Genomic DNA, 13,729 nt, shown 5'->3' on the forward strand with positions numbered 1-13,729 from the left:
CGCACAGCGAAATACATCAAACGATGAGGCAACCAATGTTCTGGTTAACGGGACTGTTCAATAGTCTGGCATTTGCGGCGATCTTGTTTCTGCTCGCGGCAGGCTTTTCATTGATTTTCGGCCTGATGCGCGTGGCAAATCTAACCCACGGCGCGTTTTTCATGCTCGGCGGCTACATTGCTACGTCCGCAATCGGCGGTGGCTTCGTCATTGCGGTCATCGCCGCCGGGCTAGCGTGTGCTCTTCTGGGTGGATTGGTCCAGAATCTGCTAGTGCAGCGTCTCGCAGGTCGTGAGCTGGCACAAGTGCTTGGGACGCTCGGTTTGTCCTTCATAATCGCGGATCAATGCCTGTTAATTTGGTCAGGTGACCCTATCGCGCTTCCTGCCCCTTCCCTGTTGCAGGGGGCCGCACGATTCGGGTCTTTCGCTTTTCCTCTCTACCGGCTCTTCCTTGTCGGCATTGCCGCGCTGATCGCTATCGCTTTGTGGCTGCTTGTGGAACGGACAACACTCGGAGCGAAGATACGGGCTGCCGTCGATGACCGTGAAATGGCCAGGGCAACTGGAATTCCAGTCTCCAGGTTGTTCACAATTGTCGTCTGCCTTGGCTCCGCTCTTGCTGGCGTGGGAGGCGCGTTGGCCGCACCCATCATGTCTGTTTATCCGGGCCTCGACACCGAGATGCTCCCGCTAGCACTCTTGGTCGTCATTATCGGGGGTATCGGAAGTCTTGCCGGTGCAATCATCGGAAGCCTGCTGATCGGGCTCATCTACACCTTCGGACAGATCCTGCTGCCCGACCTCGCCTACGTCATTCTCTTTTTACCGATGGTCATTGTTCTCGCGGTGCGTCCGCAAGGGCTTCTTGGGAGGTTCACAACATGAAGCGAATTCCGCTGGCTATCGGCGCGGTCCTTGCTGTGGCTCTCCCGACCATCTTGCCTGGAGAGTTCTATCTCGGCATCGCGACCCAAATTCTCGTTTATGGCCTTTTCGCTGTCAGCGTAAATATCTTGGCCGGGTACGGAGGAATGGTTTCCCTCGGACACGCAGGCTACCTCGGGGTTGCCGCGTACGCCTATGCAATTCTTTCGAACGGCTACGGTTACTCTCCGTTCAGCGCAGCAATCGCTGCGGTCCTGATTGTCACGTTGACGGCTGCCGTCTTTGGCGTGATCGCGTTGAGGACCAACGGACTGAGCTTCCTCATGATCACGTTGGCCCTTGGTCAGATCGTCTGGGGTGTTGCATTCCGCTTCACGAGCCTGACCAATGGCGACAATGGTATCAGCCTTGTCCGCGAGAACATGGCTGTATCCAATCCCCCTCTCACTCTACTACGTGTGCCTCGTCGTTCTTGCTGTAGCAATTTTGCTCCTCTCAGCCTTCATGAGTTCGCCTTTGGGAGCGGCGCTGAAGGGCGTCCGCGACCAGCCGCGCAGAATGAATACCCTCGGCTACAATACATGGGCGATTCGCTACATCGCCTATCTCATCTCGGGCCTCGTGGCGGCTGTTTCAGGCATCCTATATATTCAGGTTTTCCAGTTCATCAGTCCCCATGCATTGTCTCTGACAGTATCATCGGAAGGCGTCCTAATGGTGATCGCCGGCGGCATCGGCACGCTCTTTGGTCCGGTCTTGGGAGCTGCGGTCGTGGTGCTGCTAAAAAACGTTGCCAGTGCATACACCGATCGTTGGCCAACGCTCCTGGGTTTCATCTTCCTCTTCATCATATTGGCAATGCCCGAGGGTTTGCTGCCAGGGTGCCGCCGGTTGTTTTGGGGCGCGATTGGCACGCTTTTCCGGGGCCGCTCGTCCCTGACCATCTCTGCTGAACGTGCTCGGAGGGCTCGCTGATGTCCGCGCTTGAAATAACGGGGTTGAGCAAAAGCTTCGGTGGCCTTCATGTCATCCAGGACATATCGCTCAAGGTCACCGAAGGCGAACGCAGGCTGATCCTTGGCCCGAACGGGGCAGGCAAGACGACGTTGTTCAACCTGATTGCAGGCGATCTTTCGCCCAGCGCCGGCCGCATCAAGCTTTCAGGGGAAGACATCTCGCATTTGCCCACGTACCGCCGGGCCGCTCACGGGATTGGCCGTACGTTCCAGATACTGACGCTGTTCGGCGGAGAGACCGTCATCAGGAACGTCGTCCTGGCCGGTCTCGGACGCACTCCAAAGCGCTGGCGGCCAATTGGCGCGTTAGATAACGACCGGGCGCTTCGGTCAAAAGCCATGGAGATCCTGCAGGGCGTGATGCTGGATCACATCGCTGAGAAACCTGTTTCCGAGACATCCTATGGCGAGCGTCGCCGACTGGAGATCGCCATGGCTCTGGCGCAAGAACCGAAGCTGCTGCTGCTCGATGAGCCCTTGGCTGGTTTGTCGCGCGAAGAGCGTAAGGCTGTTGAGACCCTGCTTCAGCGTTTCCCAAGGTCCCTGACTATTATCATGATCGAACATGACATGGATGTTGCTCTCGCTTTCGCCGAACGCATCGCGTTGCTGCACAACGGCAAGCTCCTTGTCGACGGCAGCAGGGATGAAGTTATCGCTGATCCTCGAACGAAGGAGGCCTACCTTGCCCAATAGCACAGCTCTCTCGTTGAATGCCGTGAACAGTTTTTACGGAGATAGCCACATCCTTCAGGACGTGTCGTTCAGTGTGGCGTCTGGACATGTCCTTGCGCTGCTTGGCCGGAATGGCGCTGGGAAGACAACCTGTATGAACACCATCGCAGGTTTGATGAAACCGCGCAGTGGCCATATCTCCATTGCCGGTAAAACAATCGATGGACGTTCTCCAGAAGCGATATGCCAGTCAGGCATCGCCCTGGTGCCCCAAGGAAGACGTATATTCAAAAGCTTGACCGTGACCGAAAACCTGGCCGTGGCCCGGCGGCGACCGGCTCCCACCGGCAGATTTGTCTGGGAGGCTGGCGACATCTTCACACTTTTCCCGCGCTTAGAGGAGCGGCGAAATTATCCGGCTGGACTGCTGTCCGGCGGCGAACAGCAGATGTTGGCCATTGGTCGCGCACTCATGACGAGATCCTTCCTTACTCCTGATGGATGAACCGACAGAAGGACTAGCGCCCCAGATCGTCGCTGAAGTGGGAACGATCATTGGAAAGCTTCGGAAGCTGGGTCTGACGATTGTACTTGTTGAGCAACATACCACCTTCGCCCTGCGCCTTGCGGATGATGTCGTGATCATCAGCACCGGAGAGATTGTCGTGCGTGGAACAGCTGCCGAGGTCGCCGCGGATGACGAACTTATTGAGGCGCATCTCGGAGTTCACTGATCTTCGATCGAAAACGCGCGACCAATTCCTTAACGGAGGATTCAAATGACTAAGACAAACCATGCAGTAGTTATTGGTGGCTCGATGGCCGGTCTGTTCACTGCCCATCTCCTGATCCGCCGCGGTTGGTCGGTGAATGTGTATGAACGCATCTCCTCGGAACTGGCCGGTCGGGGTGCCGGCATCGTGACACACCCCGAACTCTTCGAAGTTCTGGACGCCTGCGGTATCGACAGCAGCACTGCAAAAGTTGGTGTGAGGGTTGAAGGCCGGCGGGTATTCGATCACCAGGGAAACATGGTGGGCGAGCGTTCGCATCCCCAGATTTTGACCTCGTGGGGCAGGCTCTATGCCATCTTGAAGGATGCGCTCCCCGAAGGCTGTTATCATCACGGGCTCAATCTCCAACGGGTCAGCCATGAGAATGGCGTGGCCACCGCGCACTTTGACAACGGCTCCCATGCTGACGCAGACCTTTTGGTCGGCGCGGACGGAATATTTTCCACGGTGCGTTTGCAGTTTATGCCCGATGTCATGCCGAGTTATGTTGGGTATATCGCGTGGCGGGGACTTGTCGACGAAAAGGATTTGTCGAAGGAGACCCGCGCAGCGATCTGCGACCACTTCGCGTTCTCCCTGCCACCGGGCGAGCAGATGCTCGGTTATCCCGTGGCGGGCGCGGATGAGTCCATAGAGCCTGGACACCGGCGGTTTAATTTCGTCTGGTACCGTCCGGCCGCGCAGGATGGAGCTCTTAAGGAGCTTCTGACTGATGTCGACGGCGTCACACACGCATTGTCCATTCCACCCAACCGAATTCGCCCCGCGGTGATCGACGACATGAGGCAGGCAGCGCAGGATCTGCTGTCGCCGCAATTTGCGGAGGTTGTTGCGAAAACGGGTCAACCATTCATTCAGGCCATACAGGACCTCGAGACCCCGAAGATGGCGATAGAAGGCCGCATCGCGCTTATAGGAGATGCCGCGTTCGTCGCTCGACCCCATGTCGGGATGGGCGTGACCAAGGCGGCGGCGGACGCGCTCGCCCTTGCCAACGCACTTAGTGAATCGGCCGACGTCCCAACGGCTCTCGCGACGTTCGAGAACAAGAGACTCGCTTATGGCGAGGCCGTAATCCGCCGCGCACGTCACTTGGGAGCGTACATGCAAGCTCAGATTTCGACGGACGAAGAGCGTGCGATGGCCGAACGGCATCGCCATCCTGAGGCGATCATGAGTGAAACAGCCGTTTCCACTGGCATCGCCGCCTGAATTCAAAGAAGGAGAATACAGATGGGTAATTACGTTATTGACACGTGGCCGGCAGCACCCGACGGTCTCGACGGGCAACGCGCGGCGGAATTCAGCAAGAATGCCGGCAACGGTCGCGTTGGCAGTCGCCTTGTTTCGGAAACCGAGCGCGTTCGCGTTTGGTCCCTAACCCTCAAGCCTTCTGAACGTATCGGTTTCCATACCCACGTTCTGGACTATTTCTGGACAGCAGTAACGGGTGGTCGGGCGAGATCGCACTATGGCGACGGACGTGTTGCCGAGGTGTCTTACCAGCCCGGCGACACTCAGCATCACACGTTTGGCCCCGGTGAATTCATGACCCATGATCTCGAGAATATCGGAGATACGGATCTGAGCTTCACCACAGTGGAGTTCAAGGACAGCGCGAACGCGCCTCTATCAGTTTCCTAACCCGCAACTGGCGTAACGGCCCTTGCGCTGGCGGCCATGGCGACGAGCCATGGTGCTCTAGATCAACGTTCAGAAAGGCGACGATCGTGGATACGGGAAGAATTCACATGAACCTCAAGAAAGTCGGCGACCGACCGGCTTTCCGCAGGTTAAGCCTGGAGCGCAATTGCCTGGGCGCTCTGCTCGCGGTCATTATGGCTGCTCTCTATTTCACATTCATCTCTCTGGTGGCGTTTTCGCCTGCCACCTTGGCCGCTCCGGTTTATGCGGGTTCGGTCATCAGTCTGGGTGTTGTCTTAGGTGTCGCGTTGATGGTCTCGGGCTTGGTCCTCACTGCAATCTACGTGGCATATGCTAGCCTGCGCATCGATCCGATGGTCAGTTCACTCGGAAAGGAAGTCCAATGAATCTGCGCAAGCTTTGTGTAATTGGGCTTCCGATAACGGCAATTGCGTCGGACGCTTGCGCCGATGCGCTAACTGGCGACGTGACAAGACAGGACATCAATCCTCTCGCAATCGCTATGTTCCTGCTTTTCGTTCTCGGCAGTCTCTGTGTCACGGTTTGGGCAGCGCGTCGTGGGACCCGAACGGCGCGCGACTATTATGCCGCCGGTGGCGGATTGAGCGGCGTGCAAAATGGACTGGCGATCGCCGGTGACTACACCTCGGCAGCAACATTTCTAGGCGTGACGGCATTGGTCTACGGCGCAGGTTATGACGGCATGATTTATGCTATCGGATTCCTAGTGGGATTCCCGATGATCTTGTTCCTGATTGCCGAGCCCCTGCGAAATCTTGGACGTTACACATTTGCCGATCTGGCCGCATACAGGCTCTCCGAGACACCAATCAGGACAGTCGCTGGCATCAATACCTTGGTCATTGTCCTCTTCTATCTGATCGCGCAGATGGTGGGAGCCGGGAAACTGATCGAATTGCTTTTCGGCCTTCCTTATTGGATCGCTGTGGTGCTCGTCGGCCTGTTGATGATGCTCTACGTAACGTTCGGGGGAATGCTTGCAACAACTTGGGTTCAGATCACCAAAGCCGTCCTGCTGCTCTCCGGAACGGTTCTGATGTCCTTCCTCATCTTGAGCCATTTTGGTTACAGCCTGAATGCGTTGTTCTCGGCCGCTGTCGCCATCCATCCAAAGGGCGTGGCCATCATGGCACCTGGGGGATTGGTAAAGGATCCAGTTTCTGCGCTTTCCCTCGGCTTGGCACTCATATTCGGGACAGCCGGTCTACCTCATATCCTGATGCGGTTCTTTACCGTATCCGATGCCAAGCAGGCACGTGTTTCCGTCTTGGTTGCGACTTGCTTCATAACAATCTTCTACACGCTGCTGTTCGTTCTCGGTTTCGGGGCCATAGCGTTGGTGTCCGCAGACGCCCATTACCTCGACGCCGCCGGCAAGATTGTTGGCGGAACAAACATGATCGCCATCCACCTAGCTGACAAGCTTGGCGGCTCCGTTCTGCTTGGCTTCATCTCCGCAGTCGCGTTTGCGACAATTCTCGCGGTGGTATCCGGGTTGACGATGGCCGGCGCATCTGCCGCCGGTCACGATCTTTATGCACGAGCCTTACGAAAAGGAAAACTCAGCGAAAATTCCGAAATCTGGGTGTCAAAGGTTTCCGCAGTGGCGATCAGTCTGGTTGCTATCGTGCTCGGAATCTTGTTTGAGGGCCAGAACATTGCCTTCATGGTTGGATTGGTTTTCGCCATTGCGGCGAGCGCAAACTTTCCCGTGATCTTCCTGTCTGTCACATGGCGCGGGCTTACAACCAGAGGGGCGGTCTCCGGCTCTTTGGTCGGCTTGTTGAGCGCTCTCACAATGGTCACGTTTAGCCCGGGAGTATGGACGACGGCGCTTGGACTTGGCCCTGCTCCATTCCCTTATGAGAATCCGGCGCTTTTCTCGGTGCCGTTGGCCTTCCTCGTCACGTTTATAGTGTCCGTTCTGGATCGGAGCCAGAGCGGATCAAATGCCCGAGCAGCGTTTTCCTCACAGTATGTGACCGCCCACACGGGCTTTAAAGAATAACTCACCGATTGATTTCCTACCTTGATACCTAGTGATCGGCATCAAGGTAGGAAAGGTTTCCCTATTGCTGGCGGGCGGCGTTCCCGTCGAAAAGCGAAGGGAATTGCCTTGGCTGGCAGCGCAGATATTGATCAGGTGCAGAAACGCTCTCGCCAAAATGCGCTGCCGCATGCCATGGCCATCTCGGATCGTAAAGAATGGCTCTTGCTATTGCGATCAGGTCGGCGCTCGCCGGTGCCGAGGATGGCCTCCGCCTGCTCGAACTCGGTTATGAGACCAACTGCTATTACAGGCATCCGGGTGGCAGCTTTGACGGCTCTTGCAAACGGCACCTGATAACTTGGGCCAACAGCGATCTGTTGATTAACCGCCAAGCCGCCGCTCGACACGTGGATGGCGGCGCAGCCGCGCTGTTCGAGAGCTTGCGCAAAGGCGATTGTTTGATCAACGTTCCAGCCCCCGTCGGCCCAATCGGTTGCCGATACCCGCATGGTGACGGGGCGATCGGCAGAAAATGCTTCGCGCACGGTCTCATAGACTTCAAGCGGGAACCTCATGCGGTTTTCCAGGGTGCCGCCATACTCATCCGTTCGTTGATTTGAGAGCGGCGACAGAAACTGATGGAGGAGATAGCCATGGGCTCCATGGATCTGAACCGCCGCAAGATCGAGCCGAGCGGCGCGACGAGCCAGATCCGCGAACGCTGCACGCAGCCGAGCCAGCCCATCGCGGTCGAGTGCCATCGGAGTATCATACGATGCATGGAACGGGATGCCACTTGGAGCAACCGTCTTCCAACCGCCCCGTTGGTCTGGAGCGATCTGCCGGCCACCCTTCCAGGGGATTTCGCTCGAGGCTTTGCGCCCCGCGTGTCCGAGCTGTATGGCGATTGGCATGTCTGACCAGCGGCGCACCCCGTCAAGGGTTCGGCGCATGGCCGCTTCGCACTGATCCGAATAGAGGCCAACGTCGCCGTAAGAGATGCGGCCTTCGGGCGAGACCGCCGTCGCTTCGATCGTCAGAATACCGGCACCAGAATGAGCCATTGTCCCAAGGTGAATAAGATGCCAATCGGTCATCTGCCCGTCTTGCGCCGAGTATTGGCACATCGGTGCGATGACAATGCGGTTGCGCAACGTCAAACCGCCAATCGACACCGGCGAGAACAGCTTCGTTCCACTCATAAATCCTCCAAAAATCTTTGCTTTCCACAATTGCGTATCTGCGGCTGCAGCTACCTCGTCTCGTTTTTGGCAACCATTGCCAGTGGTATTCGCGAAATCGCCTATCACTTCTCAATCGGCATGGTCGGAACTTTACCATTGATGGCCGCCACGGGCTTGGACGTTCTTCCGCGTTGAATAACCAACAAAGATATAGCCTCTAGACGATCTGCCGTCACCATGTTATTTATCAACTGATAATCAATTATCCACTGATATCGAGACGAAAAGACAAAGGCATTTTGATGGATCGCTTCATCCCAACTCTAAGCCTGAAGTTCGCAGGAAAACGTTTGTCAAAATGAATGGACCCGGCATCAAGAACGTCTTTACCGCTTGCTCGAGGATGCAGTGTGTGTGCTACCTGGAGGTACGTCCCAAAGCCACTCGGGCCGCCCTTCACCCCGGAATACAGTCGTTGCGTCCTTGATCAGGCTGCCAAGCGAAGTGCCAGTTCGAATTTTTGAATTCAAACCTTCTGTTGCGACAAGGAGAACACGTGAAACCGGACGGAGCCTATATCCATATCGACAGAGCCTCGAAGAAATTCGCGACGAGGTCTGGCGAACAAGTCCTCGCGCTTAGCGAAGTCAATTTATCGATTGATAAAGGGAAATTCATCACCCTCGTTGGCCCAAGCGGATGCGGTAAAAGCACGCTGCTGAGGATAATCGGAGGCCTCTTGAGCCGATCGAGCGGTCGCGTTTCTATTGGGGGAGAAGAAATCGACGCGCCAACTGACGGGGTCGGGATGGTTTTTCAGTCTCCGGTGCTGCTACCCTGGAGAACGGTCCTGGACAACGTAACTATCGCTGCCGATTTGGGCCGGGCAAATAGGGATCTGGTCAATGAGCGAGCACTTCGCTTTCTCAAAATGGTCGGCCTGTCGGGTTTCGAAAACAAATACCCCGGCGAGTTGTCTGGGGGCATGCAGCAGCGTGTGGGCATAACCCGTGCGCTCGTTCACGATCCCGATGTCTTGCTGATGGATGAGCCGTTTGCGGCACTCGATGCACTCACGCGCGACAGGCTGCAGGTTGAACTTCAAGCACTTTGGATGGCGAGCCAAAAGACGGTAATCTTCGTCACGCACAGCATTCAAGAAGCCGTTTTCCTTGCCGACAGGGTAGTCGTTCTTGCGCCGCGACCCGGCCGCGTTGTTGACGACATAGCGATCGATCTTCCGCGCCCCCGAACACTTGAGATGGTCAACTCCAAGGTGTTCGGCGACTACTCAAATGCAGTGCGTAGACATTTCGACGCGGAGGAGACGGTACAATGAGTGGCAGCGAAGCCCTAACTTCGACGGCGATCGTCAAACCTGGTCAACCGAGGCGAGCGTCCCTGCCCCGGTTCGACAAAGTCAGCCTCGCATCCTTGCTTGTGCTGGCAGCGTTTCTCGGAGCTTGGGAATGGCTTCTAATTCCGCTCCTGGACATCAGCCCTGCTCTGCTGCCGCAACCAAGTGCGATAGCGTCAGCGCTTTGGTCGGGGATGACCGAAGGCTATCTTCTTGCTGACACGTGGACAACCTTGAAGGAAGTATTGGCCGGGTACCTGGTGGGATCGATCATCGGATTCATGCTTGCGGTTCCGGTTGCTGAATCGAGGACAGCCGAACGTATCCTCTACCCCTATATCGTAGCGCTGCAGGCGATACCGAAGGTGGCCATCGCGCCGTTGTTCGTGGTCTGGTTTGGCTTTGGAATGACGTCCAAAGTGGTGATTGTAGCTCTCATTACTTTCTTTCCAGTATTCGTAAACGCGGTCATAGGACTGCGCTCGACGCCAACAGAGCAGCACGAACTCTTCAACGTTTACAATGCGTCGATGTGGCGGCGCTTTCGATACCTGAAACTGCCGAACTCGGCTCCGTACTTATTCGCCGGATTAAACGTCGGTGTCACTCTAAGTGTCATCGGAGCGATTGTTGCAGAATTTGTCGGAGCCCAAGAAGGTATCGGTGCCGCCATCATGCGAGCAGGATTCGCCTTGGATACCGCTGGAGTTTTCGCCGCCATCACCATTCTCACCCTGATCGCCGCCAGCGCAAGCGCCGGCATCCAGGCACTCGGTCGTCACCTGGTGTTCTGGATTGATAGTCCGAGGCGTTGAGGACAACCAACAACTTAAACAGGGAACTCAAATCATGAAAACCTCAATCCGCGCGGTAGCGATGCTCGCTGCCACGCTCACCCCTGCCATGCCATTTGACCCAATCTCGCATGCGAACGCCGCCGAAACAGTTCGCATCATCCATGGTAATCCCATCATGATCAATGCAGTCTTCGAACTGTACGTGCCACTGGCAATGGGATGGTGGAAGGACGATGGATACGACGTGCAGGTCGTCTTCTCACAAGGCTCCTCTGCGGCCGTACAAAGCATGATTGGTGGCAGCGGCGACATCGGCATGATGAACACGACGCCCTGGCTTGCCGCTGATGCCAAGGGACTGACAGATATCCGAATGGTCGCGACTATGCGGAACACCTCTTGGCGTATCCTGACAATGACCGACAAAAGCATTACTAAAGCCGAGGACCTCAAGGGAAAGACTGTGGGCCTGGCAGTCGCAGGTTCGGGAGGGGCGATGTACCTCAACAGTCTGCTGTCGAGCCACAAACTTGACCCTCAGCGGGATGTTCGGCAAGCGGTTATCGGGCTTGGTGCTCAGTCCTATGAAGCCCTAAAATCGGGCACAGTGGACGCAAGTTTGACCTTCATGTCTGAGATCGCGAACTTTAAGGCCTTGGGCAATAACGCATCGTATTTCTACGACGACAAATGGTTGGAGTTTCCGGACTACGGCCTCGTTGCGACGGCCGACGCCCTCAAGGACAAGCCCAAACTCGTAGAAGCCTTGGCCGGCGGCATCGCCAAAGCGCAGGTGTTCGCGCAGGCAAACCCTGAATGCGTCGCGAAGATCTACAGGAAACGTTACGGCGCTGGAAGAACAACTACCATTGCCCAAGACACTGAGATCCAGCTCTCCAATGTGGACGAAGCCGAGATCGCATTCCAGAAGGCTGGTGGTGATCTAAGGGCGAAGGTATCCACGCACGGCCTCGACATGCTCCAGTCCTTCCTCCTCGAGAACAAGCTCATCCCGCAGAAAATCGACACAGCGAGGCTTGTTCCGGGCGACACGGCGTTCTTCCAAAGGATCAATGACTTCGACCACGAGGCAATTGTCGCGCAAGCCATGGCCTGCACCGGATATTGATCCGGAGAGGGCCGTGCAACGCTCAAGCTCCCTAACAGCGAACGGGCACGCTATTGAAAATTTAGTCATCCCGCTCTTTCAACTCCAAGGAACATCAAAATGATTCACGTCGACCACGTGTGCCTCGGCACGAGAAATGTCTTCGAAGGTGCCCAGCGACTTCGTGAGGAAACTGGGCTCGGCTGCTATGAAGGGGGCTGGTTCCCCCGGCTCGGACTGGCAAATAAAATCTTTCCGACTGGTAATGACACCTACATCGAGGTTGAGAGCGTCGTAGATGTCCACGAATACGAGAACGGCAATCCGGCCGCCCGTTTTTTTCGAGAGAAATGCAAAGACGGAGACGTATTCATCGGTTGGTGCGCCCGCGTCGATACCAAGCAAGAATTAGAGGACTTGGCAAAACGACTGGGATCGCAAGTCATAGAGAGCACTTTGCGACAGCGCCCTGACGGAATGATGGGTGTCGCCGTGCGTACGCCGGAAACCATTCCGTGCTGGGGTGTTGGCTTGCCGAACTTCTTCTTGGTCACTGACATGGCCAAGCATCCATCGCGAGTAACGCCTCAGTATGGAACCAAGACCGCAACTGGCATCAATTGGCTTGAGTTGGGAGGCTCCGAGGAGGAAATGAGCGATTATCTTGGCGTGAATGCCAGTACGTTGAATTTAAGCTTTAACGGTCTCGCACATGGCCTCCATGCCATGAGTGTTATGACCACTGATGGAGAAGTTGTGATACGGCGCGATGTCATCAGCGGCACGACGGGGCAGCTCACGTTCTAAACACAGACTAACGCGTTCTGTCTGGTGACGTGCCAATTGCCAAGTCGTTCACTAGATTGCCGCGATATACTCTCGGCCTGCCATGGCGACCAACCATGGTAGGCTGATCGGCTAGACAACAACGCTTATCTGCGCACGATTTCATGGAATTCGTCATGCTGACCAGGCAGGTCCTCGGCCACGATCAAGGCCAACCTTTCGGCATCGAAAATGGCAAACCATTCTTCCCACTCAACCATACGCGGCCTTCCAAAATCCAAGGGGCGATCCGCTCCTTGATCATCGTCATCCTCGTAGGCCTTCTGACCAAATTGGATAGAAAGTACCGAAACGCTATTTCCGATCAATTCGGCCGGATCGACGATCACGGGCACGCCCGAGCGACCAGCGGCCCACTCTCTTATTTCTCTGTGATCGGTCATCAATTTGGTATCGGTCATCTTGAAGAGCTCCTATGCTTTTGTTGCGGTTTGATGCGATCGATGTCACCACTCGCGCGGTGCCGGGCCGCTCATGTTTCGCCACTCGGAGTTGCAACAGCAATGAAGCGATAGGCATTTCCGTTCCTCTCAATTCGGCCAACTCCCGGGTAGGTCCAATGAAATCCAAGTAATTTGGCGTCCTTGGACACTGCCTGATCGAGAAGGATCCGCCTCGTTTTGACGGCTGTTTTTGGATCCATATCGAAACCAAAGCTCCACTCGGGATGCTGCATGGACACAACTTCACTTGCGGAAGCGTCCACAGTTATGATCAGCGGATTGTCCCCTTCCAGTTCAAGAGAAATATGACCCGCAGTGTGCCCCGGCGTAGCAAGAACCCGTAAGCCCGGCACAATTTCATCCCCGTCGTCAACCAATGTTACGCGATCTGAAATGGCCTGCAGGTCCCGCCTTGCTCCAGCGACAAATGGCTGCAACGCCTCCGGCAAGTTCTCACCTCGCTCACCCATCCAGAAGTCCCATTCTTCCCTGCTGATGAAATACCTTGCATTTGGAAAACGAAGCGATCCGTCGTGCTTGACCATGCCCCACAAATGATCCGGATGCGCGTGCGATATCACAACAATTGTGATTTCTTGGGATTCAACTCCAATATCAGCCAGGTTCTCTTCCAACTTTCCTTCGGAAGGCTGAAAACGATCGCCCGCCCCGACATCAACCAGAATGAATTCCGTCCCGGTATCGATCAGGGGTATGTTTGATTGAGCATGTGCGCTGCCGTTGCCGCCGCCCAGACTAAGCAAAATCGCCTCGCGCTCTGCGGGATTAGCTTCCGGTGCGAAGATTTCTCCGCCCAGCTTGATGTAACCATCTGTTAGCACGGTGATCCCGAACTGGCCGTGGCGGAAACTGTAGAAATCTTCAGTTTTTGTCATTTCTCAACTCCTTTGGTCGATGACACAGGAGTCACCGAGATTCATTTTCT

General features: G+C 55.8%; 12 protein-coding genes and 3 pseudogenes. 12 read left to right on the top strand and 3 right to left on the bottom strand.

From position 1 onward, the window contains the following. Window positions 1–35 precede the first annotated feature (35 nt). The 8 genes and pseudogenes from N8E89_RS18575 to actP all read left to right on the top strand — a co-directional run bounded on the left by N8E89_RS18575 (window position 36) and on the right by actP (window position 7,066). On the top strand, window positions 36–887 hold the full coding sequence (locus N8E89_RS18575; RefSeq protein WP_262262715.1) for a branched-chain amino acid ABC transporter permease: 852 nt from the start codon (window positions 36–38) through the stop codon (window positions 885–887). Next, window positions 884–1,862, top strand: a pseudogene (locus N8E89_RS18580) (branched-chain amino acid ABC transporter permease). The gene N8E89_RS18575 and the pseudogene N8E89_RS18580 overlap by 4 nt, the downstream one beginning before the upstream one ends. Then, on the top strand, window positions 1,862–2,599 hold the full coding sequence (locus N8E89_RS18585; protein ID WP_262262716.1) for an ABC transporter ATP-binding protein: 738 nt from the start codon (window positions 1,862–1,864) through the stop codon (window positions 2,597–2,599). Before N8E89_RS18580 ends, N8E89_RS18585 begins: the two are co-directional and overlap by 1 nt. Further along, a pseudogene (locus N8E89_RS18590) lies at window positions 2,550–3,312 on the top strand (ABC transporter ATP-binding protein). Before N8E89_RS18585 ends, N8E89_RS18590 begins: the two are co-directional and overlap by 50 nt. A gap of 45 nt (window positions 3,313–3,357) precedes the next feature. Further along, window positions 3,358–4,584, top strand: coding sequence for an FAD binding domain-containing protein (locus N8E89_RS18595; protein ID WP_262262717.1), 1,227 nt, complete (start codon window positions 3,358–3,360; stop codon window positions 4,582–4,584). Window positions 4,585–4,605: 21 nt separating this feature from the next. Then, window positions 4,606–5,016 carry a cupin domain-containing protein gene (locus N8E89_RS18600; protein ID WP_262262718.1) on the top strand — a complete coding sequence of 137 codons (411 nt, stop codon included), beginning with the start codon at window positions 4,606–4,608 and terminating at the stop codon, window positions 5,014–5,016. Window positions 5,017–5,123: 107 nt separating this feature from the next. Beyond that, window positions 5,124–5,423 (top strand): DUF485 domain-containing protein, encoded by a 300-nt coding sequence (locus N8E89_RS18605; protein WP_262262719.1) that lies wholly within the window; start codon window positions 5,124–5,126, stop codon window positions 5,421–5,423. Beyond that, entirely contained in the window at window positions 5,420–7,066 is a 1,647-nt protein-coding gene (actP, locus tag N8E89_RS18610; RefSeq protein ID WP_262262720.1) for a cation/acetate symporter ActP, read from the top strand. Before N8E89_RS18605 ends, actP begins: the two co-directional genes overlap by 4 nt. A 61-nt stretch (window positions 7,067–7,127) precedes the next feature. Here actP and N8E89_RS18615 read toward each other — a convergent pair. Next, window positions 7,128–8,250 (bottom strand): annotated as a pseudogene (locus N8E89_RS18615) (NADH:flavin oxidoreductase/NADH oxidase). Window positions 8,251–8,788: 538 nt separating this feature from the next. Here N8E89_RS18615 and N8E89_RS18620 point away from each other — a divergent pair. The 4 genes from N8E89_RS18620 to N8E89_RS18635 all read left to right on the top strand — a co-directional run bounded on the left by N8E89_RS18620 (window position 8,789) and on the right by N8E89_RS18635 (window position 12,301). Then, entirely contained in the window at window positions 8,789–9,571 is a 783-nt protein-coding gene (locus tag N8E89_RS18620; protein ID WP_113173198.1) for an ABC transporter ATP-binding protein, read from the top strand. Next, the gene (locus tag N8E89_RS18625; protein WP_262262721.1) at window positions 9,568–10,404 is read left to right on the top strand and encodes an ABC transporter permease; all 837 of its coding nucleotides are present in this window, start codon (window positions 9,568–9,570) and stop codon (window positions 10,402–10,404) included. Before N8E89_RS18620 ends, N8E89_RS18625 begins: the two co-directional genes overlap by 4 nt. Window positions 10,405–10,438: 34 nt before the next feature. Continuing rightward, window positions 10,439–11,515 carry an ABC transporter substrate-binding protein gene (locus tag N8E89_RS18630; protein WP_262262722.1) on the top strand — a complete coding sequence of 359 codons (1,077 nt, stop codon included), beginning with the start codon at window positions 10,439–10,441 and terminating at the stop codon, window positions 11,513–11,515. Between the two features lie 99 nt (window positions 11,516–11,614). Then, the gene (locus tag N8E89_RS18635; protein ID WP_262262723.1) at window positions 11,615–12,301 is read left to right on the top strand and encodes a VOC family protein; all 687 of its coding nucleotides are present in this window, start codon (window positions 11,615–11,617) and stop codon (window positions 12,299–12,301) included. Between the two features lie 125 nt (window positions 12,302–12,426). Here N8E89_RS18635 and N8E89_RS18640 read toward each other — a convergent pair whose 3' ends face one another. After that, entirely contained in the window at window positions 12,427–12,741 is a 315-nt protein-coding gene (locus N8E89_RS18640) for a hypothetical protein (protein WP_262262724.1), read from the bottom strand. 71 nt (window positions 12,742–12,812) lie between these two features. Continuing rightward, window positions 12,813–13,679, bottom strand: coding sequence for an MBL fold metallo-hydrolase (locus tag N8E89_RS18645; RefSeq protein ID WP_262262725.1), 867 nt, complete (start codon window positions 13,677–13,679; stop codon window positions 12,813–12,815). Window positions 13,680–13,729 lie beyond the last annotated feature (50 nt).

Source organism: Phyllobacterium sp. A18/5-2, assembly GCF_025452215.1.
GTDB lineage: Bacteria > Pseudomonadota > Alphaproteobacteria > Rhizobiales > Rhizobiaceae > Phyllobacterium > Phyllobacterium sophorae.